The sequence below is a fragment of the Ferrovibrio sp. GW821-FHT12B10 genome (assembly GCF_058807515.1).
In genome coordinates, this window is record NZ_JBXAQT010000001.1 from 2,960,340 (window position 1) to 2,984,003 (window position 23,664).

At 64.8% G+C, this 23,664-nt stretch carries 25 protein-coding genes; 11 read left to right on the forward strand and 14 right to left on the reverse strand.

Features of this window, described 5'->3' with window-relative positions:
- The first annotated feature begins 67 nt into the window (after window positions 1–67).
- Window positions 68–586: a GNAT family N-acetyltransferase gene (locus AC1RRT_RS14870; protein ID WP_493014590.1), complete on the forward strand. Its 519-nt coding sequence runs from the start codon at window positions 68–70 to the stop codon at window positions 584–586.
- 3 nt (window positions 587–589) lie between these two features.
- Here AC1RRT_RS14870 and AC1RRT_RS14875 read toward each other — a convergent pair whose 3' ends face one another.
- From AC1RRT_RS14875 to AC1RRT_RS14890, 4 genes are all read right to left on the reverse strand, one after another.
- Window positions 590–2,692, reverse strand: a complete 2,103-nt coding sequence (locus AC1RRT_RS14875; protein WP_493014591.1) for a hypothetical protein — start codon at window positions 2,690–2,692, stop codon at window positions 590–592.
- Between the two features lie 9 nt (window positions 2,693–2,701).
- Window positions 2,702–5,467: a DUF4159 domain-containing protein gene (locus AC1RRT_RS14880; RefSeq protein WP_493014592.1), complete on the reverse strand. Its 2,766-nt coding sequence runs from the start codon at window positions 5,465–5,467 to the stop codon at window positions 2,702–2,704.
- Between the two features lie 4 nt (window positions 5,468–5,471).
- A complete protein-coding gene (locus AC1RRT_RS14885) occupies window positions 5,472–6,290 on the reverse strand; it encodes a DUF58 domain-containing protein (RefSeq protein ID WP_493014593.1) in 819 nt (272 codons plus the stop codon).
- Window positions 6,291–6,391: 101 nt separating this feature from the next.
- The gene (locus AC1RRT_RS14890; RefSeq protein ID WP_493014594.1) at window positions 6,392–7,390 is read right to left on the reverse strand and encodes an AAA family ATPase; all 999 of its coding nucleotides are present in this window, start codon (window positions 7,388–7,390) and stop codon (window positions 6,392–6,394) included.
- A 47-nt stretch (window positions 7,391–7,437) separates the two neighbouring features.
- Here AC1RRT_RS14890 and AC1RRT_RS14895 point away from each other — a divergent pair, with 47 nt between their 5' ends.
- Genes AC1RRT_RS14895 through AC1RRT_RS14910 form a run of 4 tightly spaced genes read left to right on the forward strand, consistent with a single transcriptional unit; the run spans window position 7,438 to window position 10,242 of the window.
- Entirely contained in the window at window positions 7,438–8,022 is a 585-nt protein-coding gene (locus AC1RRT_RS14895; protein ID WP_493014595.1) for a DUF1285 domain-containing protein, read from the forward strand.
- Window positions 8,019–8,705 carry a CoA pyrophosphatase gene (locus AC1RRT_RS14900; protein WP_493014596.1) on the forward strand — a complete coding sequence of 229 codons (687 nt, stop codon included), beginning with the start codon at window positions 8,019–8,021 and terminating at the stop codon, window positions 8,703–8,705. Before AC1RRT_RS14895 ends, AC1RRT_RS14900 begins: the two co-directional genes overlap by 4 nt.
- Window positions 8,702–8,956: a DUF6111 family protein gene (locus AC1RRT_RS14905; protein ID WP_493014597.1), complete on the forward strand. Its 255-nt coding sequence runs from the start codon at window positions 8,702–8,704 to the stop codon at window positions 8,954–8,956. Before AC1RRT_RS14900 ends, AC1RRT_RS14905 begins: the two co-directional genes overlap by 4 nt.
- A 5-nt stretch (window positions 8,957–8,961) precedes the next feature.
- A complete protein-coding gene (locus AC1RRT_RS14910) occupies window positions 8,962–10,242 on the forward strand; it encodes a CCA tRNA nucleotidyltransferase (protein ID WP_493014598.1) in 1,281 nt (426 codons plus the stop codon).
- 565 nt (window positions 10,243–10,807) lie between these two features.
- Here AC1RRT_RS14910 and hemF read toward each other — a convergent pair.
- Together hemF and AC1RRT_RS14920 are read right to left on the reverse strand one after the other, a co-directional pair.
- Window positions 10,808–11,677, reverse strand: a complete 870-nt coding sequence (gene hemF / locus AC1RRT_RS14915) for an oxygen-dependent coproporphyrinogen oxidase (RefSeq protein ID WP_493014599.1) — start codon at window positions 11,675–11,677, stop codon at window positions 10,808–10,810.
- A 22-nt stretch (window positions 11,678–11,699) separates the two neighbouring features.
- Entirely contained in the window at window positions 11,700–12,179 is a 480-nt protein-coding gene (locus AC1RRT_RS14920; protein WP_493014600.1) for a tRNA (cytidine(34)-2'-O)-methyltransferase, read from the reverse strand.
- A gap of 230 nt (window positions 12,180–12,409) precedes the next feature.
- Here AC1RRT_RS14920 and petA point away from each other — a divergent pair, with 230 nt between their 5' ends.
- From petA to AC1RRT_RS14950, 6 genes are all read left to right on the forward strand, one after another.
- A complete protein-coding gene (gene petA / locus AC1RRT_RS14925; protein ID WP_493014601.1) occupies window positions 12,410–12,913 on the forward strand; it encodes a ubiquinol-cytochrome c reductase iron-sulfur subunit in 504 nt (167 codons plus the stop codon).
- Between the two features lie 12 nt (window positions 12,914–12,925).
- The gene (locus AC1RRT_RS14930; RefSeq protein ID WP_493014602.1) at window positions 12,926–14,170 is read left to right on the forward strand and encodes a cytochrome b; all 1,245 of its coding nucleotides are present in this window, start codon (window positions 12,926–12,928) and stop codon (window positions 14,168–14,170) included.
- Between the two features lie 14 nt (window positions 14,171–14,184).
- Window positions 14,185–14,952 carry a cytochrome c1 gene (locus AC1RRT_RS14935; RefSeq protein WP_493014603.1) on the forward strand — a complete coding sequence of 256 codons (768 nt, stop codon included), beginning with the start codon at window positions 14,185–14,187 and terminating at the stop codon, window positions 14,950–14,952.
- 135 nt (window positions 14,953–15,087) lie between these two features.
- A complete protein-coding gene (locus AC1RRT_RS14940; RefSeq protein ID WP_493014604.1) occupies window positions 15,088–16,146 on the forward strand; it encodes an S-methyl-5'-thioadenosine phosphorylase in 1,059 nt (352 codons plus the stop codon).
- Window positions 16,147–16,160: 14 nt separating this feature from the next.
- Complete coding sequence (locus tag AC1RRT_RS14945) at window positions 16,161–16,691, forward strand: adenine phosphoribosyltransferase (RefSeq protein ID WP_493014605.1); 531 nt, start codon at window positions 16,161–16,163, stop codon at window positions 16,689–16,691.
- 1 nt (window position 16,692) lies between these two features.
- Entirely contained in the window at window positions 16,693–17,547 is an 855-nt protein-coding gene (locus tag AC1RRT_RS14950; protein WP_493014606.1) for a VOC family protein, read from the forward strand.
- Here AC1RRT_RS14950 and AC1RRT_RS14955 read toward each other — a convergent pair.
- From AC1RRT_RS14955 to AC1RRT_RS14990, 8 genes are all read right to left on the reverse strand, one after another.
- A complete protein-coding gene (locus AC1RRT_RS14955) occupies window positions 17,544–18,209 on the reverse strand; it encodes a dienelactone hydrolase family protein (protein WP_493014607.1) in 666 nt (221 codons plus the stop codon). The two genes, AC1RRT_RS14950 and AC1RRT_RS14955, sit on opposite strands and share 4 nt — an antisense overlap.
- A 15-nt stretch (window positions 18,210–18,224) precedes the next feature.
- On the reverse strand, window positions 18,225–18,671 hold the full coding sequence (locus AC1RRT_RS14960; protein WP_493014608.1) for a MaoC family dehydratase: 447 nt from the start codon (window positions 18,669–18,671) through the stop codon (window positions 18,225–18,227).
- An 8-nt stretch (window positions 18,672–18,679) separates the two neighbouring features.
- Window positions 18,680–19,129, reverse strand: a complete 450-nt coding sequence (locus tag AC1RRT_RS14965; RefSeq protein WP_493014609.1) for a MaoC family dehydratase — start codon at window positions 19,127–19,129, stop codon at window positions 18,680–18,682.
- A gap of 8 nt (window positions 19,130–19,137) precedes the next feature.
- Complete coding sequence (ychF, locus tag AC1RRT_RS14970) at window positions 19,138–20,238, reverse strand: redox-regulated ATPase YchF (protein WP_493014610.1); 1,101 nt, start codon at window positions 20,236–20,238, stop codon at window positions 19,138–19,140.
- Window position 20,239: 1 nt separating this feature from the next.
- Window positions 20,240–20,863: an aminoacyl-tRNA hydrolase gene (gene pth / locus AC1RRT_RS14975; RefSeq protein ID WP_493014611.1), complete on the reverse strand. Its 624-nt coding sequence runs from the start codon at window positions 20,861–20,863 to the stop codon at window positions 20,240–20,242.
- Window positions 20,864–20,941: 78 nt separating this feature from the next.
- Window positions 20,942–21,637 (reverse strand): 50S ribosomal protein L25/general stress protein Ctc, encoded by a 696-nt coding sequence (locus AC1RRT_RS14980; RefSeq protein WP_493014612.1) that lies wholly within the window; start codon window positions 21,635–21,637, stop codon window positions 20,942–20,944.
- A gap of 93 nt (window positions 21,638–21,730) precedes the next feature.
- Window positions 21,731–22,663, reverse strand: coding sequence for a ribose-phosphate pyrophosphokinase (locus tag AC1RRT_RS14985; protein WP_492971342.1), 933 nt, complete (start codon window positions 22,661–22,663; stop codon window positions 21,731–21,733).
- Window positions 22,664–22,757: 94 nt separating this feature from the next.
- Window positions 22,758–23,618, reverse strand: a complete 861-nt coding sequence (locus AC1RRT_RS14990) for a hypothetical protein (RefSeq protein WP_493014613.1) — start codon at window positions 23,616–23,618, stop codon at window positions 22,758–22,760.
- Between the last annotated feature and the right edge of the window lie 46 nt (window positions 23,619–23,664).

Sequence of the window (23,664 nt, forward strand, 5' to 3'; positions counted from 1 at the left end):
AACCGGACGCAAGGCTAAGGCCGCCCGTCCGCCTCTGGTCTCAGAACTCGTTGCTGGAAGCAAAGTCATGTACCCCATTCTGCCGGAGCGGCCCACGGACGCCGCCCAGATCGATGCCCTGTTGGATCTCACCTTCGGATCCGAGCGCACGCGCAAGACCGTCTACCGGCTGCGCGAGGGCGTGGCCCATATGAAGCCGCTGGCCTTCGTCGTGCGCGACGAGGATGGGGTGGTGCTGGGCTCGATCCGTTACTGGCCGGTCAGCATCGGCGATGCGGCGACGTCGGCCGTCATGCTGGGGCCGGTGGCGGTTCATCCCGACTATCAGGGCAAGGGCATCGGCCGGGCGCTGATCCGGCACAGCCTCTATACGGCCGCGCGGCTCGGCCATGGCCTGTGCATCCTGGTCGGCGACAAGCCCTATTACGAACCCTTCGGTTTCATCGGGGCCGCCGACCGCGGCCTGGAGATGCCGGGCTGGGTCGAGCGCGAGCGCTTCCAGGTGATGGAGCTGGCGCCAGGCGCGCTGAAGGGTGTGCAGGGCGTGGTGGGCAAGCCGCCCCGCAAGCGCAAGGTGGCAGCGTAAGGCTTAGCGGCTTTCGCGTCGCCACATCAGCAGCAGCGCCAGCAGCATCGCGGTCAGCACCGCCAGCGGCAGGGCCAGCGGCGTCAGCGTCAGTCCGGTGACGACATAGTCGTTCTGGCGATAGAGCCCGATCCAGTTGCGACCGGCCTGTTCGCGCGCGGCGATGCGCGTTGGCTTTTCGATCATGCGGATATCGGGTACGCCGTCGCGCAGCCAGTGGGCGCTGCCGTTGCTGGCATCGGTCAGCGGCTTCAGGATGGCCGCAGTGGCGCGGGCATCGGCGAATTCGCGTGGGTTGATCGAACCCACGGTGGCGACCGTTTCCTTGTCGCCGTCCTTTACGCGGTAGATACCGGGCATGTCGACCGGCAGGACATTGCTGGCGATGCCGTTGCCGCGCTCTTCCAGAGTGAGCTTTACCTCCGAACCGTCGGGGCGGGTGATGGTCACTGGCTCGCGGCTTTCCTTCAGGCTCTGGCGTTCGATCTCCAGCCGGCCGCCCTTGGCTTCGGCGCGCAGTGCCTCTTCCTCCAGGTCGGGTTCCTTCATCAGCCAATGCGACAGGCGGCGCAGCACTTCGGCCTGTGGGCCACCACTTTCGAAACCGCGCGACCACAGCCAGATATGGTCGGAATAGAACTGCCCCACGCGGCCTTTGCCGACGCGGTCGAGTACCAGCAGCGGTTCGCGATTGGGCGTCTCCAGCACGCTGTAGCCGCGGGTCACGTCCACGTTGACGACGCGGAACCAGCGGCTCCAGTTCGGCAGGCCGTTCTCGCCCACCGATCCCGGCAGGCCTGCCGTTACCGGATGGCGCTTGCCGGTGGCGCTCAGTTGCGCCGTGAAGGGCTCGGTGCGCACGGTGCCGGTCGGACGGCCGGGCAGGATATCCGACACTGGCGTGCGATAAATGCTCAGCGGCGTGGCATAGGCCGGACCGGAAACCTCAAGGAAGGCACCGCCACGCTCAACGTAGCGGGCGATATTCTCGTAATACGCGGTCGGCAGAATGCCGCGCCGCCGGTAGCGGTCGAAGATGATCAGGTCGAAGTCGTTCAGCTTGATCTCGAACAGCTCGCGGATCGGGAAGGCGATCAGCGACAACTCTCGGATCGGCGTGCCATCCTGCTTGTCCGGCGGCCTGAGAATCGTGAAATGGACGAGGTTGACGTTGGGATCGGCCTTCAGCAGGTTGCGCCAGACGCGCTCGCCTGCATGCACCTCGCCGGTAACCAGCAGGACATTCAGGCGGTCGCGCACGCCATTCACCGACAACGCGACGCGGTTGTTCAGCGGCGTCAGTTCATTCGGGATCGGCGCGACTTCGAATTCCAGCAGGCTGCGGCCGGCGCGCGGCAGCTTGAACGGCACGGTGACGTCACGGCCGACCGGCACGGTGATCATCTGTTCGCCGGCATCCTGCTGGCGGAACCGGAGTTGCGCGGTTTCGTTGGCTGCCGCGCCGGTATCGTCGACACGCAGGGTGACGCTGAGGTCCTGGTTGACCATGCCGAAGGTCGGTGCATTGCGCACCACCAGGCGGCGGTCGCGTTCATTGGGCTGGCCAGTCAGCAGCACATGCACCGGCGCGCCGGTCACGTCCTGCGCCGCCGCCATGTCGCCCGGCAGATCGTGCACCTGGCCGTCGGTAACCAGGATGCTGCCGGCAAGGCGATGGCGCGGCAGGTCGCTGAGCGCCATGGTCAGCGCCGAGAAGAGCCGTGTGCCTTCGTCGCGTTCGGCATTCTCGCTGGCTGGCTTGCCAGCGCGCACCACGCGCACTTCCAGATTCTCCACCGCACCCAGCTTCTCGCGCAGCGCGGCCTCCGCTTCTTCTGCCTGCCGGCGTCGGTCGCCGATGCCCTGACTCGGGCTTTCGTCCACCACCACCACGGCGATGTCGGGCAAGGTGCTGCGGTCTTCCTTACGGGCCACCGGATTGGCCAGCGTGCCGATGGCCAGCAGTGCAACCAGCATGCGCAGCAACGTGCCACGTGCGCGCCGCCACAGGCCGATGCCGGTCAAAAGCAGTGCCGTAACGATACAGGCCAGCAGCAGCGGCCAGGGCAGCAGGGGCGAGAAATCAAAGGTGAAGGTGCTGTTCATGCCGGCGGCTTAATTCCCCAGGCGCTCGAGCAGCGCGGGCACATGCACCTGGTCGGCCTTGTAGTTGCCGGTGAGCGTATAGATCAGCAGATTCACGCCGAAGCGGTACGAATATTCGCGCTGGCGCGGAAGGTTGGGGACGGTGACGGCCAGCGGCCGGCCGTTGGCATCCATCGCCCAGGCCGCAGCGAAGTCGTGGCTGCCGATGACGATCGAGGTGACGCCATCCTTGTCGCCGCCAGGATTGCGCTCGACCCAGAGCGTACCGCCGGAATAGCGGCCAGGGAAATCCTGCAGCAGGTAAAATGCCTTGGTCAGTACGTGGTCATCGGGCACCGGCATCAGCGGCGGGATGTCGAGACGCGCGAGCAACTGGCGCAGCTTTTCGGTATTGGGGCTGGCCGCCGTGCCGCTCAGACCCATGGCCTGGTCGCGGGTGTCGAACAGGATTAGGCCGCCAGTCTTCATGTACTGGTCGAGCCGGCGCAGCGCCGCATCGGACAGGTTCGGCTGCTGCGGCGTCACCGGCCAGTAGAGGAAGGGCACCAGCGAGATGTCGTCGGCTTCGAGATTCACGCCCAGCGGTTCGCTCGCCTCGATCGAGGTGCGGCGGAACAGCACTTCTGTGAGGCCGTACAAACCTGAGCGGCTCATCTGGTCGACATCGGCCTGGCCGGTGACGACATAGGCCAGTCGCAGATCGAGCGAGGCTTTCAGGGCGAATTCGTCATTGGCCGACAGCGTGCTGCGGCGCGGCTGCGCATCGGCAGTGCCAGCGAGCAACAACAACCCGAACAGCGCGGCGCCGGCCACGGCAGGACGCGGCAGGCGCGGCAGCAGGCCGCGCAAGCCCAGGCCGATCAGCCAGTCGGCGAGGAACAGCAGCAGCGCCGCGCCCAGCAGCCAGGGCAGCAGATGCGTTTCGCGTGCGGTGCTGTCGAGGTTGATCAGCGTGACGTCGGCCGGCCAGCGGTCGATGCGCTGGAGCTTGGTGTCCACCGTCGTGGTATTCAGCGCCTGCCGGCTGTCGAGGCGGCCGTACCAGCCCGGCGGATGGCGCGGGCTGGGTCTGGTGCCGGTGATGTTGCGCGGCGGCAGCGGCTGCACGGCGGGGCCAGGTTCGACGCTGCGGCCAAAGCCATCCAGCACGCTGAGCGGCGGCAGTGGCGTGTCGGCGGTCTCGCCCGTGATGGCGACGCCCTGCGACAGGTCGATCACCTTGCGCAGCATGTCGACATAGAAGCCGCTGAGCGCCAGGTCGGACCACAGCGCATTGGCGCTGGTATGGACCAGGATCAGCCAGCCCTTGCCGCGCTGGGTGGCGGTGACCAGTGGCGTGCCGTCTTCCAGGCGCAGCCAGGTTTTGTCGCCGAGCTGCGGCTCCGGCTCAGCCAGCACCTGGCGGCTGACCGTGACTTCATTGCCGCCGGATAGGCCATAGAAGGGGCTGGTCTCGGGCGTGCTGCCCAGACGCTGCGGCTGCGACCAGGACAGCGCGCCGCCGAGCTGGCGGGCGCCCTGCCGCAGTTTCACCGGCAGCAGGCTGTCATTGGTTTCGGCCATGCGCGGACCCGCAAAGCGCAACAGCACGCCGCCCTTGTCGATCCAGTCGTCGAGCTGGCGGCTTTCGCTTGCCACCACCTGCGCCACGTCGGCCAGCACCACCACGGCCAGTTCGCGCTGCAGCAGGTCGGCGATTGAGGCGGTGCGCAGTTCCGCGTAAGGCCCGAGCGCGCGTTCCAGATAGAACAGGTCACCCAGCAGCGGCTGGCGGGTTTCCACCGCACCGCCGGAGACCAGCCCGACCGGGCGGCGGCGCCAGCGATCGTCCAGCAGATGTACGCTGCCCGCGCTCGGCTGCTGTTCGATTTCCAGGCGCGCCAACTGGTTGCGCAGCTCAGTCGGCAGATCGAGCTTGAGCGACGTGGTTTCCGAGCGGCTGGGGAAGGTGACGGTGTCGCGGGCCAGCACGCGGCCCTGATCGGTGACGGCGCGCAGCGTCACGCTCAGTTCCTCATTGGCGCCGGGCGGCCGGCGCAGCGTCACCGTGTCGCCCTGCGTATTGGTCACCGGCGGCAACAGGATCAGCGGGCCATCGCCGGCAGACGACATGATCACGCTCAAGGGGCCGAGCCGCAGCAGCCATTCCGCCAGCGTATAGGCCGTTTCGCCGATCTCGTCGTCGCGCAGGCCGTCGGACAGCCAGACCACATCGGCCGACTCGGGCAGACGCGCCTGCTGCAGCGCCTGCACCAGGGCGGCGCGGTCGCTCGGCCAGGATTTGGGTTGCAGGCCGGCGACGATGGGCTTCAGTTCGGCCGCTGGCATCAACTGGCCGGCCTGCAGCGGTTCACCGCTTGCCGGCGCCGCCGTGGTGATCAGCAGGGCAGGGCGGCCGTCGCGTTCGGCGGAGTCGAGCACGTCGTTGGCGCGCGACAGCTTCTCGCGCCAGCGCGGCGCGGCAGTCCAGCCGTCATCGATCACCAGCACGAGCGCATTGCCGTCGCGCTGGGCGGCCTGCGGATTGAGGATAGGTTCGGCCAGGGCCAGGATCACCAGGGCTGCGATCAGCAGCCGCAGGATCAGCAGCCAGAGCGGCGTATGGGCCGGCGTCTCTTCCTTGGGCCGCAGCAGCTGCAGCAGGCGCAGCGGCGGGAAGGTGACCAGCTTGGGCTGCGGCGGCGTGATGCGCAGCAGCCACCAGAGCACGGGCAGGGCGGCCAGTGCGGCAAGCGCCCAGGGTGTGGCGAAGGCAAGCGCGCCGAGCGAGAACATGGGCTCAGCGTCCCGCCGCCGACAGGGCGCGCTCGCCCTGCAGGGACTGATACATGGCGAGCAGCGCGGTCTGCGGCAGCCGATCGGTGCGATGCTTCAGGTGGCGCCAGCCGAGCCGACGGCAAATCTCGGCCAGTTCGGCCTGATGGGCGGCGAACATGCTGCGCCAGTCATCGCCCATCACCTCGGCGCGCGGCGCCAGCAGCGGGTCTTCGCCTTCGAGACCGAGGAAACGCGTGCGTCCGCGATAGGGGAAGTCTTCCTCGGCGGGATCGACGATGCGTAACACCGTGCCCTTCACGCCCATATCGGCCAGCGCGCGCAGGCGCGCGGCGATCTCGGGCACCGGATAGAGGAAGTCGCCGATCAGCACGACATGGGCATAGCGCGGCAGCATATGCACCGGCGGCAGGCTGGCCTCGGCGGTGTCGAAGCGCGAGCGGATCAGGCGCTCGGCGATGCGTTCCAGCACCAGCCGGCCCGCCGTGGGCCGCTGCGGGTAGCCCAGCAACGCGACACGTTCACCGCCGCGCAGCAGCAGGCTGGCCAGCGCCAGCAACAGCAGGTCACCGCGCTCGTCTTTCTGTTCCTGCCCCTGCGGCGATTTCCAGCGCATGGAGGGCGAGGGGTCGCGCCAGAGCCAGACGCTCTCGGCGGCTTCCCATTCATTTTCGCGGATGAAGGCCTGCTGGCGCTTGGCGGTCTGGCGCCAGTCGATGCGGGTCAGGGCATCGCCCTGGCTGTAGCGGCGGAACTGCCAGAAGGCATCGCCGGGGCCGACGCGGCGGCGGCCATGCACGCCCTGTTCGACGGTGGCGGCCACGCGTTCCGCAGCGACGAGAAGCGGCGGAAGGAAAGCGGCAAAATGTTCGGCGCGCTGGCGCCGGGCATTGGCTGTTGCTGCCCCGGCCGCTGCCGCCCCGCTCATTGCAACGGAGCGGTCAGGCGGTTGATGACGTCGCTGACCGTGACGCCCTCGGCGCGGGCGGCGAAGGTAAGGGCCATGCGGTGGCGCAGGATCGGGCCGGCCAATGCCAGCACGTCTTCGATCGAGGGCGCGAGTCGGCCCTGCAGCAGCGCGCGGGCGCGCACCGCCAGCATCAGTGCCTGGCTGGCTCGCGGGCCGGGACCCCAGGCGATCTGATCCTTGAGGCCGGCGATGGTGGTCTCTTCCGGGCGGCCGTTGCGCACCAGGTTGAGGATGGCCTCGACCACGCTTTCGCCGACGGGAATGCGACGCACAAGGCGCTGGGCAGCCATCAGTTCGCCAGCATTCAGCACGGTTGGGATCGGGTCCTCGGTGGCGCCGGTGGTGGCAAAGAGCATGCGGCGCTCGGCTTCGCGGTCGGGATAACGCACGTCGATCTGCAGCAGGAAACGGTCGAGCTGGGCTTCGGGCAGCGGATAGGTGCCTTCCTGCTCCAGCGGATTCTGCGTCGCCAGCACATGGAAGGGCGCGGGCAGGTCGTGGCGCTGGCCGGCGACCGAAACCTGACGCTCCTGCATGGCCTGCAGCAGCGCGGACTGCGTGCGCGGGCTGGCGCGGTTGATTTCATCGGCCATCAGCAACTGGCAGAAGACCGGACCCGGGATGAAACGGAACGAGCGGCGGCCGGTTTCGCTTTCTTCCAGCACTTCGGAGCCGACGATATCGGCCGGCATGAGATCGGGCGTGAACTGTACGCGGCGGGCATCGAGGCCCAGCACCTTGGCCAGTGTTTCCACCAGTTTGGTCTTGGCCAGACCCGGTACGCCGACCAGCAGGGCATGGCCGCCGGCCAGCAAGGTGATGAGGGTTTCCTCGACCACATCGCCCTGGCCGAAGATGACCCGGCCGACAGCGTCGCGGGCGGTACCGAGCCTGCCCCCGATCCGTTCGATCTCGGGGACGATATGTTCGGCGGTATCGCTCAAATTGTGCATGGGAATGAGTATATAGTAGAAGCGAAACGAAAGCCCAGATGCCTTATATGTCCGCCACCTCGGCCAAGGTGCCCTCTCTCCAGGATGTGATCGCCCGGTTCGGCGGCGAGGAGGGCTTGCGCAAAAAACCGCCAGTTCACCTGTGGAACCCGCCATTTTGCGGTCAAATCGATATGCGGATCGCGCGGGACGGGAGCTGGCACTATATGGGAACGCCCATTCCGCGTCCCGCCATGGTCAAGCTTTTCGCAAGCATCCTGCGCCGCGAGCCGGATGACAGTTTCGTTTTGGTGACTCCGGCGGAAAAATGTCAGATTCGAGTCGATGACGCGCCCTTCCTCGCAGTGGAGCTTACCATTGCCGGCGAGGGCGACAGCCGCCTGATCGGTTTCCGCACCACGGTCGACGATGTCGTGCCGCTGGATGCCGAGCATCCGCTGCGGGTCGCGATCAATCCGCAGAGCGGTGAGCCGTCGCCCTACATCCTGGTGCGTGACCGGCTGGAGGCGCTGATCGCGCGCGCGGTCTATTACCAGTTGGTGGAAATGGCCGAGGAACGCGTCGTCGATGGTCGCACCGTGCTGGGTGTCACAAGCGCCAACCGGTTCTTCGTATTGGGAGAGGCGGCATGACTGTGGTTGCCTCATCTCTCGTCATCGACAGTACGCCGGCCATCGAGCATCTGCGCGCACGGCTGCAGCCGGTGCCGGGATTCGATGCGATTCCGCGCGACTTCCAGGCTGTGCCCAAGGGCGATTTCCAGCTCAATCCCAATTCCGAGCCCTTCAGGAAAGGTCCGCTGATGCCAGCTGCCGTGCTGGTGCCGGTGGTGGCCTACGCGGATGGCGAGCGGGTGATCCTGACCAAGCGCACCGCGCATCTGTCCAACCATGCCGGCCAGATCAGCTTCCCCGGCGGCCGTGTCGATGCCGAGGATCCCGATGTGATCGCCACGGCGCTTCGCGAGACCGAGGAAGAGATCGGGCTGGATCGTGGCCATATCACCGTGCTGGGCGCCCTGGAGCCTTATGTGACCGGCACCGGCTTTGTCGTCGTGCCGGTGGTCGGCTTGGTAAAGCCGGGTTTCGACCTGCAGCTGGCCCAACATGAGGTGGCCGAGGTCTTTGAGGTGCCGTTCGCCTTCCTGATGGACCAGCGCAACCACCAGCGCCATAAAGGCGTATTCAATGGTGTGGAGCGCCACTGGTGGGCGATGCCCTACGGCGAGTATTACATCTGGGGCGCCACGGCGGGCATGCTGCGTAACCTGCATGAGCTGCTGCATGGCGAGACCGGGGAGGAGAGCCGGCCGTGAGCCGCATCATCGTTCATATCCTGCCGCTGTTGTTGCCGTTCCTGCTCTACGGCCTTTACATCTGGCATGTGAAGCGCAGCGGCAAGGACGGACCGGAGGCCACGCCGTGGTTCTGGCTGGCCGCCATCGGTCTGCTGCTGATGATCCTGAGCTTCGTGATCTGGGGCGCCTTCTTCGAGGAAGACCTCGGGCCCTATGCGCCGGCGCGGTTCGAGAATGGCCAGGTCGTGCCCGGCCGGATCGGGCAGTAAATCCCATGACGTTACCTGAGCGCATAACGCCGCCCGGCTGGATGACCGCGCCGTCGACGCAGGCAGCCGTGAAGGCGTTGTCGGCCGGCGGTGCGACTGTCCGCTTCGTCGGCGGTTGCGTGCGCGATGCCATTCTGGGGCTGCAGCCCCATGACGTGGACATGGCGACCACCGAGACACCCGATACGGTGATCAGGAGGCTGGAGAAGGCAAAGCTGAAAGCCGTGCCAACAGGCCTCGCTCACGGCACCGTGACCGCCGTGGTGCCGCCGGCCACCTTCCAGGTGACGACACTGCGGCGCGACATCGAGACCGATGGCCGCCATGCCACGGTGCTGTTCGGCACGGACTGGGCCAAGGATGCCGCCCGGCGCGATTTCACCATCAACGCGCTGTACGCGGATGCGGATGGTGTCTTGCACGATTATACAGGCGGGCGTGCCGACCTGGCCGCGGGCATCGTGCGGTTCATCGGCGATGCGAATGCCCGCGTGGCGGAGGATTACCTGCGTGTCCTGCGCTTTTTCCGCTTTCATGCCCGTTTCGCCAAAGGCCCGCCGGATGCGGCTGCACTGGCGGCCTGCACGGCGGCGGCGAGCCACCTGGAGCGGCTGTCGGGCGAGCGGGTGCGCGACGAGCTGCTGAAGATTCTGGCGTTGCCCGATGCGGCCGCAGTGCTTTCCCTGATGCAGGAGAGCGGCGTGCTGCCAGCCCTGCTGCCCGGCGTGCGCTTCGATGCGGCAGTATTCCGCCGCCTGGTGCAGTTGCAGGCGTCGGTGGCGGCGGGCAGCGATCTTCAGCCTGAAGTCTGGCCGCGGCTGGCTGTTCTGTTCCAGGGGCGCGATGCTGCACTGGCCGAGCGCATTGCCGAGCGGCTGAAGCTGTCGAATGCCCAGCGCCTGCGGCTCGAGGCCCTGATGACGCCGTTGTCCATCGAGGGCAGCCCCTTCGATCCAGCGACCGTCGTCGACGAATCAGTCTGGAGGCAGGCGCTCTACCGGTTCGGTGCCGAGCGCTGTCGTGATCATGTTCTGCTGGCGGGCAGCGCCGGCCTGCTGGCCGATGATTTTGCGGTGCAGCGTGCGATCGCCACCACGACCTGGCACCGGCCGGTCTTCCCCCTGCGCGGCGCCGATGTCCTGGCGGTCGGATTCACGCCTGGACCGACGGTCAGCGCATTGCTCAACGAGCTGGAAGCCTGGTGGGCGGGCGAGGAATTCCGCCCTGATCGTGAAGCCTGCCTGCTGCGCCTGCAGCAGCGCGTGCAGATCATGGCCCAGCAATAGGGCTTCTGCGACAACGCATTGATTTTTAAGGATTTTGCTGGGCTTCCAGCGAATGGGACTAAAGTCGTTGCGGCTTTACAGTAATGGCCGCCGAGCCCCTAAAAGAACTCGAGCTCCACGTCGGCGCCGTAAACCCGGACGTCGATGTGGAGCTCGAGGCCACAAACTCAGAAACTAAACTTTACTTCTTCTTGGCGGCCTTCTTCTTGGTCGCCTTCTTCTTGGCCTTGGGGGCCTTCTTAGCCTTCACAACCTTCTTCGCCGCCTTCTTCTTAGCAGCCTTTTTCTTCGCAGCCATGAGTTTCTCCTCCATGGATTAGAGTGCGGTTTTCACCGCAACGAAGTTTTCGGGAAATGTTTCCCGAACAGGTATATCTGTAGCACAACGCTCCAGTATTAACCACTAAATCTTGCGCGCGCTTAAAAAATGGTTAAACGCGTGTCCAAATTGCAGCACGCGACAGCACAGCGCACGAACGAAAAAGCATTGCTCAAGTAAAACGCGCGCGACAACTTGCAAGAATTACGAGTTGCAAAAAACCCGCATGGAATCTGGTCTTTTTAATCATGGCCATTTCACCATCGGCGGCATCGACATCAGGATCGCTTCTGTGTTGCCACCGGTTTTCAGACCGAAAGTGGTGCCACGATCATGGAGCAAATTGAACTCCACATAACGCCCGCGACGGACCAACTGATGCTCTCTTTCCGCCTCCGACCATGCCTGATTCAGGTTTTTGCGGACGATTTTTGGGTATGATTCGAGGAACGATTCGCCGACCGTTTTTGTGAAGCCGAAGTCGCGTTCCCAATCGCCGCTGTCGAGCTGGTCGAAGAAGATTCCGCCAACGCCACGCGGCTCATCCCGATGCGGCAGGAAGAAATACTCGTCGCACCACTGCTTGAAGCGGGGGTAGTAGCCCTCGTCGAAGCGGTCGCAGGCGCCCTTCAGCGCCGCATGGAAGGCGGTGGTGTCAGATTCGTCGGGCACCATCGGCGTCAGGTCGGCGCCGCCGCCGAACCAGGCCTTGCTGGTCACCAGGAAGCGGGTGTTCATGTGCACGGCGGGCACTTTCGGCGACTGCATATGCGCCACCAGCGAGATGCCCGAGGCCCAGAAACGCCCGTCACCGGCGGCGCCGGGGATCTGCTTGCGGAACTCCTCGCTGAACTCGCCATGCACGGTCGAGATGTTGACGCCAACCTTCTCGAAGACGCGGCCGCGCATCACGCTCATCACGCCGCCGCCGCCGCCCGGGCGATCCCAGGCCTTGCGCTCGAAGCGGCCGGCCGGCCGGTCGCTGAGCGGACCGGTCAGGTCGTCTTCCAGTTTCTCAAAGGCGGCACAGATCTGGTTGCGCAGGTCCTCGAACCAGGCGCGGGCACGGCGCTGGCGTTCGGCGATCGCCGGATCGGCATGGAAGGCGTCGGTCATGCTCACTCTCTTTCTTCCGGGGTCAGGACCCAGCATGCGCAGCCGGGCCGCGCTGCGGAAAGGCATTGCATTGCCGCAGGGCCTCGCCCAGTACCATGGCCGCCGCCGTGGCGACATTGATGGAGCGCAGTCCGGCGCGGATCGGGATCACAAGTCGGGCATCGGCGGCATCATGCACATAGTCGGGCGCGCCCTTGGTCTCTCGCCCCATCAGCAGGATATCGTCAGGGGCGAAGTGGAACTCCGTATAAGGCACGGCTGCCTTGGTGGTCATCAGCAGCAGGCGGCCGGGCGGCCTCTCGGTCAGGAAACGCTCCCAGCTGTCATGCCGATGGATCTCGGCATGCTCCAAGTAATCGAGAGCGCTACGCCGCACCGTCTGGACGGAGAAGGGGAAGCCACAGGGTTCGATGACATGCACCGGTATTTCCAGGCAGGCACCGAGACGCAGAATCGTGCCCAGATTGGGCGGTAGGTCAGGTTCAAAAAGGGCGAGCCGCATGGCCTTCCAAACAGGGTTCTGAATCGGGGTTTCGGACGGGGCGCAGGTGTGCCATTTTTTTCGCGGTTTGCCGGGGGGATTCCAACCTCAAGACCCCTGCGGCAACCTGTCGCATGCGTCCGGCTAAGTGCTGGACTTCGCCAACATATAGTGAGAAATATCGCGTCACGTTTCCAAGTCTTATTATCTTCGAGGGATCTATGGCAGGGACAGGGACCCAGACGGCCGGGATGACCGAGCCGACCCGGCGGGACTTTATTGTCATCGCTGCGGGGGCATTTGGCGCGGTGGGTGCGGCAGCTGCCGTATGGCCGTTCGTGCATCAGATGAATCCGTCGGCCGACGTGCTCGCGCTGTCGAGCACCGAAGTCGATCTCAGCCAGATCGCCGCCGGCCAGAGCGTCACCATCCTGTGGCGCGGCAAGCCGGTCTTCGTGCGTCACCGCACCGCTGCCGAGATCGACCAGGCGAAGAAGGACGATGCCGAGGCCCTGCCGGATCCGGCCAAGGACGCCGACCGCGTCAAGAAACCCGAGTGGCTGGTCATGATGGGCGTCTGCACCCATCTGGGCTGCGTGCCGCTGGGCCAGAAGGGCGACTTCGGTGGCTGGTTCTGCCCCTGCCACGGCTCGCACTACGATACGTCGGGCCGCATCCGCAAAGGCCCCGCGCCGGCGAACCTTCCGATTCCGGAATACGCCTTCGTCAACGATACCCGCATCCGCATCGGCTAAGGACCCCAACCGATGGCTGACAACAATTCAGGCTTCTTTGCCAACCCGCTCGTCAAGTGGATCGAATACCGCTTGCCGGTCTTCTCCACGCTCGACCACATGGTCGGCACCCAGTACCCGACGCCCAAGAATCTGAGCTACTGGTGGAATTTCGGCTCGCTCGCCGGCCTCTGCCTGGTGATCCAGATCCTGACCGGCATCGTGCTGGTCATGCATTACACGCCGCACACCCTGATGGCCTTTGACTCGGTCGAGCACATCATGCGCGACGTGAATTACGGCTGGCTGTTGCGCTACATGCACGCCAACGGCGCGTCGATGTTCTTCATTGTGGTCTACATCCACATCTTCCGCGGCCTGTACTACGGATCGTACAAGGCGCCGCGCGAAATCCTGTGGTTCCTGGGCCTGATCATTTTCCTGCTGATGATGGCCACGGCCTTCATGGGCTACGTGCTTCCCTGGGGCCAGATGAGCTTCTGGGGCGCCACCGTGATCACCAACCTGTTCTCGGCCATCCCGGTGGTCGGCGAACCGATCGTGACCTGGCTGTGGGGCGGCTTCGCCGTCGACAACCCGACGCTGAACCGCTTCTTCTCGCTGCATTACCTGCTGCCGTTCGTGATCGTCGGCATCGTGATCCTGCACGTTCTGGCCCTGCACCAGCATGGCTCGAACAATCCGCTGGGCATCGATACCAAGGGCCCGCAGGACCGCATCCCGTTCCATCCCTACTACACGATCAAGGATGCGTTCGGTGTCGGCGTCTTCCTGATCTTCTTCAGCTTCTTCCTGTTCTACGCCCCGAATTACCTCGGCCATCCGGACAACTACATTCCGGCGAACCCGCTGGTCACCCCGGAGCATATCGTGCCGGAATGGTACTTCCTGCCGTTCTACGCGATCCTGCGCTCGGTGCCTGACAAGCTGGGCGGCGTGCTGCTGATGTTCGGCGCGATCCTGATCCTGTTCCTGCTGCCCTGGCTGGACACCAGCAAGGTGCGGTCGGCCAAGTTCCGCCCGATCTACAAGCAGCTGTTCTGGATCTTCCTGATTGCCTGTGTCGGCCTGACCTATGCCGGTGGCCTGCCGCCGGAAGGTCTGGCGCTGGTGATCGGCCGCGTCTGCACCATCTATTACTTCGCGCACTTCCTTGTCCTGATGCCGCTGGTCGGCTGGTTCGAGAAGCCGCTGAAGCTGCCCGCTTCCATCAGCGAAGCCGTCCTGAAAGACGGCGCCGCCGGCAGCAAAGCGTGAAGGGGGATCGAACCATGAAGACGATGACGATGCGTGCGATCCTCGCGGCCCTGGCTTTCGGCCTCGCCGCCCCGGCCGCTCTGGCTGCCGGCACTGACGTGGTGCCGCCGGCGCAGAAGTGGAGCTTCAACGGCCCCTTTGGCACCTTTGACCGCGCTGAACTGCAGCGGGGCTATCAGGTCTACAAGGAAGTCTGCGCTGCCTGCCACGCCATGAAGTATGTGGCGTTCCGCAACCTGAAGGATATCGGTTTCACCGATCCGGAAGTGAAGGCTCTGGCGGCCACCTTCGAGGTGACCGACGGCCCGAACGACCAGGGCGAGATGTTCAAGCGTGCGGCTCTGCCGTCGGACAAGTTCCCGTCGCCCTTCCCGAACGAGAAGGCGGCGCGTGCGTCCAATGGCGGCGCCTATCCGCTCGACCTGTCGCTGATCGCCAAGGCCCGTGCAGCCGGCCCGGATTACATCCGCGCCATCCTGACCGGCTACAAGGACGCCCCGGCCGGTTTCGCACTGGGCGAAGGCCTGAACTACAACGAGTACTTCCCGGGTCATCAGATCGCGATGCCCAAGCCGCTCAACGACGACCAGGTGACCTATGCCGATGGCACCAAGGCCAGCGTCGAGCAGATGGCGCACGACGTGTCTGCCTTCCTGATGTGGGCCGCCGAGCCCAAGCTGGAAGACCGCAAGCGCATGGGCTTCAAGGTCATCATCTTCCTGGTGGTGCTGACGGGCCTGTTCTTTGCGGCCAAGAAGCGCATCTGGGCCAAGCTGCACTGATCCGCTGCGATTGCAGCGATACAAAAGGTCGCCGGAAACGGCGGCCTTTTTTGTTGCGCCACGGGGGGCGGTTTGCTTAAGTCGCGCCCGGTATTCTAGGCGAGTCCGCCAAGCGAGTTCGACGGAGTTTCCCTCATGGCAAAAGTGAAAAAGACGGCTCGCAAGCCTGTGAAAGCCAAGCCCAAGCCGAAAGCCAAGGCCCGGACCGCCAGGGTGACCACTTCGGCCGCCGCCGTGGCCAAGGTTGTGGCGCGTTCTGTGCGCGGTGGCGGCAAGGCATCGGCCGTCAGCATCCAGAAGCCCCATGTGGCCAAGAAGGGCGCACCCGTCCGCATCGGCGTGCTGGGCGGCAGCGGCATCTACGGCATGGCCGGGCTGAAGAACACCAAATGGTACAAGGTGGCGACGCCCTGGGGCGATCCCTCCGACGAACTGCTGTTCGGCGAACTGGATGGCGCCGAGCTGGTCTTCCTGCCGCGCCACGGCCGCGGCCATGTGCATTCGCCCTCGGAGGTGAACTACCGCGCCAATATCGATGCGCTGAAGCGCGTTGGCTGCCATGACGTCATCTCGGTTTCGGCCTGCGGCTCATTCAAGGAGCACCTGCCGCCGGGCACCTTTGTCATCGTCGACCAGTTCATCGACCGCACCTTCATGCGGCAGAAAAGCTTCTTCAGCACCGGCATGGTCGCCCATGTCTCGGCGGCGCATCCGGTCTGCTCGCGGCTGGGCGATGCACTGGAAGCCGCGGCGAAAGCCGCCGGCATCGCCGCGCAGCGTGGGGGCACCTATCTCTGCATGGAAGGCCCGCAATTCTCCACGCAGGCGGAAAGCTTCCTCTACAAAAGCTGGGGCTGTGACGTGATCGGCATGACCAATGCGCCGGAAGCCAAGCTCGCCCGTGAGGCCGAGCTTTGCTATGCCTCGGTCGCCATGGTCACCGACTATGACTGCTGGCACCCAGACCATGACCATGTGGATGTCGCTTCCGTCATCCGCGTGTTGCTGGACAATGCCGAAAAAGGCCAGAGCCTGGTGGCGAAAGCAGTGCCGCACCTGCGGCATCGCCCCGGCCATTGCCCGCAGGGCTGCAATCATGTGCTGGATACGGCGCTGATCACGGCGCCGGAAAAGCGCGACCCCAAGGTCTTGAAGAAACTCGATGCGGTCGCCGGCCGCGTGTTGAAGGCTTGAGCAGAGGACCCGCCATGCAGGGCATCAAGGAAAAGATTCGCGCCATCCCGGATTACCCGAAGCCGGGTATCATGTTCCGCGACATCACCACGCTGCTGCAGGATGCCCGTGGCTTCCGTAAGACCGTGGACGAGATGGTGCAGCCGCTGGCCGGCACCCGCATCGACAAGGTGGTGGGCATCGAAGCGCGCGGCTTCATCCTGGGCGGTGCCATCGCGCATCAGCTGTCGATCGGCTTCGTGCCGGTACGCAAGCGTGGCAAGTTGCCGTGGAAGACCAAGGCGCAGGAATACCAGTTGGAATACGGCACGGATTCCATGGAAATCCATATCGATGCCATCCAGTCGGGCGAGAATATCCTGATCGTCGATGACCTGATCGCCACTGGCGGCACGGCCGAAGCCGCGATCAAGCTGATCCGCGCCCATGGTGGCAATGTGGTGGGCTGCTCGTTCATCGTGGACCTGCCCGAGCTCGGCGGCCGCAAGAAGCTGGAAGCGCTCGGCGTCAATGTGTTGTCGCTTTGCGAGTTCGAGGGGCATTGATTTGGCGCATCGCATTACCGGTATCGATCACACTGTTCAGGCCACCACTGATCTGGAGACAGCGCGCCAGACCTTCATGAAGCTGGGTTTCACGATCACGCCGCGCGGCCGCCATATCGGCTGGGCCACCGGCAACTACTGCATCATGTTCCCGGCCAACTACCATGAACTGCTGGGCATCGCCGTGCCGGGCGGCTTCACCGCCGGCGTCGAAGAGGCGCTGAAGGCCAAGGGCGAAGGCGTGCACAAGGTGGCGCTGGGCATCGACAACTCAGCTGCCGCCGTGGCCGAGTTGAAGGCCTCGGGCTTCCAGCCGTCGGAGCCGCAGGACCTTAAGCGCGAGCTGGAACTGCCCGAAGGAACGGTGCTGCCAGCTTTCAGCCTGGTGCATCTGCCGGCCGATGCCACGCCGGATCTGTCGGTGTTTCTGTGCCAACATCTGACGCCTGAGATGCTGCGCAAGCCGGAATGGCTGGTGCATCCTAACGGTGCCGAGCATATCAGCGGCGTCATCGTGGTGACCGAGAATCCGGCAGCGCTGGAACTGGATTACGAGAAGCTGGTGGGCGCGGGGTCCGCCGTGCGGACCGACCGCATGCTGGCGGTGCGTACTGGCCGCGAGACGCTGCTGTTCGTCACGCCCGACGACCTCGACACGCTGTTCCCCGATCTGGACCATACGCCGCGCGCGACGCCCTATGTCGCCGGCATGCGCTTCCGGGTGCACAACACCGAAGCCGCGGCGGCCTATTTCAAGGCCGCCGGGATCGAACACGTGCGCAGCCTGGACGGCACCGTATTGGTGCCGGCCGAAGCGGCGCATGGCTGCTTCCTGGAATTCTCCAGCCGCAGCTAGAGCAGGGCTTCGAAGAAGGCGAGCGTGCGGCGACGTGCGATCACGGCGGCAGTCGCGTCGTAGGTCGCGCGCTGGTCGCAGTTGAAGCCATGGTCGGCATCATAGATATGCGTGGTGATGAAGGGGTGCTTGGCCTTCATCTCCTCGGCCAGGCTGGTCGGGATCATCTTGTCCAGCGCGCCGAAATGTAGCAGCGCCGGCGCCTTCGGCGCTTCGTCCTTCAGCTCGCCCCAGGGGCCGCCGTAGTAGCCGACCGAGGCTGCTAGGCCGGGCAGGGCATGCGCCATCTTCCAGGTGACGCCGCCGCCATAGCAGTAGCCGGTGCAGCCGACGCGACCGGCCTTCGAGGCGATGGCAAAGGCCGCCGTCACATCCTGCAGCACGGTATCCCAGACCATCTTGCCGCGGATCTCGCGGCCGCTGGCCACGTCATCGGCGCTGTAGCCGAGCTCCACATTGGGCTGCACGCGATCGAATAGCGCCGGCGCCACCACGTAATATCCATCGGCCGCATAGCCGTCGCTGACCGCCCTGATATGGCTGTTCACGCCGAAGATTTCCTGGATCACGATCACGCTGCCCTTAGGTGCGCCCTTCGGCTCGGCGATATAGGCGCCGAAACGGTGGCCGTCGGCGGCGGTCAGGCTGGTCATCGCACCCATTGGGCTCTCCAAAAGTTAGGCGGTCTTGCGGAAGCGGAAGATGGCGATGCTGGTGTAACGCATCACCAGTTCGTCCTTCTGGTTAAAGGCCTCGATCAGGAAGCGGCCCGAACCGATGCCTGGCCGGCTGCGCGAGGGTGTTTTCTCGGTGCAGGTCATGCGGGCGCGAATGGTGTCGCCGGGTCGAACGGGCTTGAGCCAGGCAAGGTCATCGAAACCGGGCGAGCCAAGGCTGGCCTCAACCTCCTCGGCGGAATCCACGATCATGCGCATCACGGTGGCGGCGGTATGCCAGCCCGAGGCGATGATGCCGCCGAAGGCGGATTTTCTCGCGGCATCGGGGTCAATGTGGAACGGCTGCGGATCGAACTGGCGGGCGAAGTCGATGATGGCGGCCTCCGTGAAGGTATGGCTGCCCAGATCGCGCACCGCGCCGATGGTGATGTCCTCGAAATACTGCATGGCCGGCCTCAGCCTTGCACCGGGCGGCGGGCATACATGCCCTTGGCCTGCACGGTGAGCACCACTTCGTTCTTCTGATTGCGCATTTCGTAGCGCGAGGTGATGACGCCGCGATCGGGCTTGGACTGCGAGGGCTTCACCTCCAGCACTTCGCCGCTGAGCTGCAGGGTGTCGCCGGGAAACACCGGCTTGACCCAGCGCAGCTGGTCGACGCCGGGCGAACCCATGCTGGCGTATTTGCCGATCATGTTGTCGACCAGCATGCGCATCATGAGGCCGGCGGTATGCCAGCCGGAGGCGCAAAGGCCGCCAAACAGCGACAGCTTGGCGGCTTCCTTGTCGAGATGGAAGGGCTGCGGATCGTAGGCCCGCGCGAAGGCGATAATCTCTTCCTCGCTCACCGTCCGGGCTGGATAGGTCATTGTCTGCCCGACGACGAAGTCTTCCAGGTACTTCATTGCAGCTCTTATGTGTTGAACCGGAAATGCAGGACATCACCATCCTGCACGATGTATTCCTTGCCTTCCAGCCGCAATTTCCCGGCGTCACGGGCACCGGCTTCGCCCTTGCCGGCCACATAATCATTGTATGCAATCGTCTCGGCGCGAATGAAGCCCTTCTCGAAATCCGTATGGATGACGCCCGCGGATTCGGGCGCCTTGGCGCCCTTGCGAACGGTCCAGGCGCGGGCCTCCTTCGGCCCGACGGTGAAGAAGGTGAGTAGTTCGAGCAAGCCATAGCCGGCGCGAATCACGCGGGTCAGGCCAGTTTCCTTCAGGCCGAGATCGGCCAGGAACGCAGTCTTCTCCTCGTCGCTGTCGAGCTGTGCGACTTCGGCCTCGATGGCAGCCGAGATCACCACCATGGCGGCACCCTCGGCGTCAGCCTTGGCCTTGACCCTGGCCGAGAAGGCATTGCCCTCGGCGGCCGAGGCTTCCTCGACATTGCAGACATAGAGCACCGGCTTGGCGGTGATCAGCATCAGCTCCTTGTAGAGCCTCTTCTCGTCCTCGGTCGGCACCACGGTGCGGGCCGGCTTGCCATCGCGCAACGCCACCAGCACCTTCTCCATCACGGCGAGGCGGGCCTTCTCTTCCTCATTGCCCTGCTTGGCGCGCTTGGCGGTCTGGTCGACACGGCGCTCCAGGCTTTCCAGGTCGGACAGCATGAGTTCGGTTTCCACCGTCTCGGCATCGGCCACCGGATCGACACGGCCCTCGACATGGGTGATGTCGCCATCCTCGAAGCAACGCAGGACATGGCAGATCGCATCCACTTCGCGGATATGGGCCAGGAACTGGTTGCCCAGGCCTTCACCCTTCGACGCGCCGCGCACTAGACCGGCAATGTCGACGAAGGTGAGCTGGGTCGGGATGATCTTGGCTGAACCGGCAATCTGCGCCAGGACGTCCAGCCGCTCATCCGGCACCCCGACCAGGCCGGTATTCGGCTCGATGGTGCAGAAGGGATAATTAGCTGCCTGAGCCGCCGCGGTCTGCGTCAGCGCATTGAACAGCGTCGACTTGCCGACATTGGGGAGACCGACGATGCCGCACTTGAAACCCATGTTACGCGTCCTTTGAGTCTGTCTTGTTGGTCTTTTCCGGCTTTACCGTCTTTTCCTTGGGCGGCTGCAGTAGCAGGGCCACCCGAGTCATGAAACTGGCGTCATCATTTTTCGCCAGATAGCCGGCCTCCTTGGCCATGGCATCCAGCAGAGGACCGAGCCATACCTGCTCGTCCGTATGGAAATTCTGTAGCACATAGCCAAGCACGCGATCTTTGCCGGGATGGCCGATGCCGATGCGCAGGCGGCGATACTCGGGGCCGATGGCGGCATCGATCGAGCGCAGGCCATTATGTCCGGCATGGCCGCCGCCCACCTTCATGCGAATCTTGCCGGCGGCGAGATCCAGCTCGTCATGAGCGACCACGATCTGCTGCGGCGGAATCTTGTAGAAATGCGCTGCCTCGCCGACCGACTTGCCGGAGAGATTCATATAGGTCTGCGGCTTGAGCAGCAGAGTCTTGGTGCCGTTCAGCACGCCTTCGGCGATCTCGCCCTGGAAACGCTTCTTGAACGGCTGGAAACTGTGGCGTTCGGCGATGGCCTCGACGGCCATGAAGCCGACATTGTGGCGCTGTCGCTTGTGCTCGCTGCCCGGGTTGCCCAGTCCGACGAGAAGCAGCATGGCGGTTCAGCGTCCGGCAGTGAGAAGAGGATGAGGAAGTGACGGGCGGCGCACCAGCGATGCGCCGCCCGCAGCAGGTTACTTCTTGGCCGCCGGCTTGGCAGCCGCCGCCGGAGCAGCCTTGGCGCCAGCCGCCGGAGCGGCAGCCGCAGCGCCCGCCGCCGGAGCGGCAGCAGCAGCTTCGGCCTTCGGCGCAGCTTCTTCTTCCTTGGTCGGGGCAGCGATGGTCGCGACGGTGAAGTCACGATCCTGAATCACAGCCTTGATGCCGGCAGGAAGCTGGAAGGCCGAGATATGGATCGAGTGACCGATATCCATGCCGTCCAGGCTGATCGAGATGCTCTCGGGGATGCTGTCGGGCTGCACGAAGAATTCGACTTCGTGACGCACGATGTTCAGCACGCCGCCCTTCTTCAGGCCCGGCGACTTTTCCTGCTCGAGGAAATGCACGGGGATGAAGATGCGGACCTTCGAGTCCTTGCCGATGCGCTGGAAGTCGACATGGATCGGCCGGTCGGTGACCGGGTCGAGCTGCACGTCGCGAGCCAGCACACGCTCGGTCTTGCCGCCGACGTCGATGGTGAAGAGACGAGAGAAGAAGCTGCCCTTGTGCAGTTCCTTCAGGAGTTCACGGGATTCGACCGAGATGAGTTCAGGGGTCTGCTTTTCGCCATAGATGACCCCCGGCACACGACCCTTCAGTCGCGTTGCACGGGCGGTCCCCTTGCCGGCCCTCGACCTCGCCTCGGCGGCGATGGTGGTTACGTCACGCATGATTGCGCTCCTTGCTTAGATACGGCGCCGGCACCATGCCGGTCCGTTTCCGACGCCGGCCTCCAGGGGTGCCGCGCGCCGAAACTCTGAAACTTAATCGAACAGGCTCGAGACCGAAGTCTCCTCGCTGATCCGTCGCATCGCCTCGCCGATCAACGGCGCGATCGAGACCTGACGGATGTTGCGGGCCAGGCGCACCGCTTCGGTGGCCAGAATTGAATCGGTGATGACCAGGCCTTCCAGCTGGCTGGCGGTGACGCGGGCGACCGCGCCGCCTGACAGCACGCCATGGGTCACATAGGCGAAGACCGACTTGGCGCCATGCTTCTTCAGCGCTTCCGCCGCGTTGCACAGCGTACCGGCGGAGTCGACGATATCGTCGACCAGGATGCAGCGGCGGCCTTCGACGTCGCCGATGATGTTCATGACTTCCGACACGCCGGCTTTTTCGCGGCGCTTGTCGACAATGGCGAGGTCGGCGTCCAGGCGCTTGGCGATATTGCGCGCGCGCACCACGCCGCCGACGTCGGGCGACACGACCATCAGGTCATCGCCCTGCAGATGCTGCTTGATGTCGGCGGTCAGGACCGGACCACCCATCAGGTTGTCGGTCGGGATATCGAAGAAGCCCTGGATCTGGCCGGCATGGAGATCCAGCGTCAGCACGCGATTGGCGCCGGCGGCGGTGATCAGGTTGGCGACCAGCTTGGCCGAGATCGGGGTGCGCGGACCGGGCTTGCGGTCCTGGCGGGCATAGCCGAAGTAGGGCAGCACGGCGGTGATGCGGCGGGCCGACGAGCGCTTGAGCGCGTCGATGCAGACCAGCAGTTCCATCAGATGGTCGTTTGCCGGATACGAGGTCGACTGGATCACGAAGACATCCTCACCACGGACGTTCTCGTGAATCTCGACGAAGACCTCCATGTCGGAGAATCGACGCACGCTGGCCTTGGCGAGCGGAACCGACAAATAAGCCGCAATGGCTTCCGCAAGCGGACGATTGGAGTTACCCGCCAAAACCTTCATGATTACGCTCTGAGTGGGGCTGGAATCCGGGAGAAAATCGCGCGGACTATAGCCGCCGGGGCGCAGCCTGTAAACCGGCAAAAATCCAGATAAATCAGGATTTTACGGGCGGAAGTATTGGTTTTCCGCGGCGCTTGCTCTCGATGATCTCGCTCAGGCCCTGCCAGCCGCCTTGGGCGATGATATGGGCGGTGTTTCCCCAGGCCTGGGCCAGCTGGCCCCGAGGGATGCGGTTTGCCTGTTTCACCTCGCCCAGCCGGCTGCCATCAGCGGCGTTCAGGACCCATTCGATGGTGATCCGCTCGGAATTGGCAGTGTCCGGCCAGACCTTCACCTCGCAGCCGATGACATAGTCGGCCCCCTCGGTCACCGGGGGCTGGCCACCCAGGATCAGGAGTTCGCGCATGGCCTGGCGGAGAGCCCGGTTGCCGTCGCCCGGCGCACCGGTGCATTCCTTCACCGCGAGCTTGGCCGGGCCGGATTCGGCCGGCATCGCGGCGGCGAGGGCCTCGTTGAGACGGGCCGCAATCGCCGTTGCCATCGCCTGTGCGGCCTGCTTGCGCGCGGCGGGATCGTCCAGACGGTCGGGCGCCACGCCGAGCGGCCTTGCCGGCTCACTGAGTTCTGTGCCGTCGCGTTGACGGTCGGTCCAGCGCCACTGGCCGCGCTCGTCCAGCGTCACGGTCAGGGTCGAGGACAGGCGGCTGCGCACCAGCGCGCTCGCCGGCACGTCCTTGTCGGCCAGCGCGGCTGCGAGCGCTTCGGCCATTACCTTGCCGCGTGCCTCGGGCAGACCGGCGACCGGCGTGACGAACAGGCTGGTCTCGCCCACCGGACGCGCCAGCACATTGGCCGCCTTGGCGCGGCTGTCGGCCTGGAACGGCTGCGGCAGCGGCTGGCAGGCGGCGACACTTGCGAGGGCAATTAGCAGGGAAAGGCGCTTAACCGATAACACAGCTCACCATCAGGCCGAGGATGCACAGGACAACAAAGAAAAACAG

What these genes read in the sequence shown, in the direction of transcription:
- AC1RRT_RS14870 (WP_493014590.1), top strand. Translation starts at nt 68, where the DNA reads ATGTACCCCATTCTGCCGGAGCGGCCCACGGACGCCGCCCAGATCGAT.
- AC1RRT_RS14875 (WP_493014591.1), bottom strand. Translation starts at nt 2,692, where the DNA reads ATGAACAGCACCTTCACCTTTGATTTCTCGCCCCTGCTGCCCTGGCCG.
- AC1RRT_RS14880 (WP_493014592.1), bottom strand. Translation starts at nt 5,467, where the DNA reads ATGTTCTCGCTCGGCGCGCTTGCCTTCGCCACACCCTGGGCGCTTGCC.
- AC1RRT_RS14890 (WP_493014594.1), bottom strand. Translation starts at nt 7,390, where the DNA reads ATGCACAATTTGAGCGATACCGCCGAACATATCGTCCCCGAGATCGAA.
- AC1RRT_RS14895 (WP_493014595.1), top strand. Translation starts at nt 7,438, where the DNA reads ATGTCCGCCACCTCGGCCAAGGTGCCCTCTCTCCAGGATGTGATCGCC.
- AC1RRT_RS14900 (WP_493014596.1), top strand. Translation starts at nt 8,019, where the DNA reads ATGACTGTGGTTGCCTCATCTCTCGTCATCGACAGTACGCCGGCCATC.
- AC1RRT_RS14910 (WP_493014598.1), top strand. Translation starts at nt 8,962, where the DNA reads ATGACGTTACCTGAGCGCATAACGCCGCCCGGCTGGATGACCGCGCCG.
- hemF (WP_493014599.1), bottom strand. Translation starts at nt 11,677, where the DNA reads ATGACCGACGCCTTCCATGCCGATCCGGCGATCGCCGAACGCCAGCGC.
- AC1RRT_RS14920 (WP_493014600.1), bottom strand. Translation starts at nt 12,179, where the DNA reads ATGCGGCTCGCCCTTTTTGAACCTGACCTACCGCCCAATCTGGGCACG.
- petA (WP_493014601.1), top strand. Translation starts at nt 12,410, where the DNA reads ATGACCGAGCCGACCCGGCGGGACTTTATTGTCATCGCTGCGGGGGCA.
- AC1RRT_RS14930 (WP_493014602.1), top strand. Translation starts at nt 12,926, where the DNA reads ATGGCTGACAACAATTCAGGCTTCTTTGCCAACCCGCTCGTCAAGTGG.
- AC1RRT_RS14935 (WP_493014603.1), top strand. Translation starts at nt 14,185, where the DNA reads ATGAAGACGATGACGATGCGTGCGATCCTCGCGGCCCTGGCTTTCGGC.
- AC1RRT_RS14940 (WP_493014604.1), top strand. Translation starts at nt 15,088, where the DNA reads ATGGCAAAAGTGAAAAAGACGGCTCGCAAGCCTGTGAAAGCCAAGCCC.
- AC1RRT_RS14945 (WP_493014605.1), top strand. Translation starts at nt 16,161, where the DNA reads ATGCAGGGCATCAAGGAAAAGATTCGCGCCATCCCGGATTACCCGAAG.
- AC1RRT_RS14955 (WP_493014607.1), bottom strand. Translation starts at nt 18,209, where the DNA reads ATGGGTGCGATGACCAGCCTGACCGCCGCCGACGGCCACCGTTTCGGC.
- AC1RRT_RS14960 (WP_493014608.1), bottom strand. Translation starts at nt 18,671, where the DNA reads ATGCAGTATTTCGAGGACATCACCATCGGCGCGGTGCGCGATCTGGGC.
- AC1RRT_RS14965 (WP_493014609.1), bottom strand. Translation starts at nt 19,129, where the DNA reads ATGAAGTACCTGGAAGACTTCGTCGTCGGGCAGACAATGACCTATCCA.
- ychF (WP_493014610.1), bottom strand. Translation starts at nt 20,238, where the DNA reads ATGGGTTTCAAGTGCGGCATCGTCGGTCTCCCCAATGTCGGCAAGTCG.
- pth (WP_493014611.1), bottom strand. Translation starts at nt 20,863, where the DNA reads ATGCTGCTTCTCGTCGGACTGGGCAACCCGGGCAGCGAGCACAAGCGA.
- AC1RRT_RS14980 (WP_493014612.1), bottom strand. Translation starts at nt 21,637, where the DNA reads ATGCGTGACGTAACCACCATCGCCGCCGAGGCGAGGTCGAGGGCCGGC.
- AC1RRT_RS14985 (WP_492971342.1), bottom strand. Translation starts at nt 22,663, where the DNA reads ATGAAGGTTTTGGCGGGTAACTCCAATCGTCCGCTTGCGGAAGCCATT.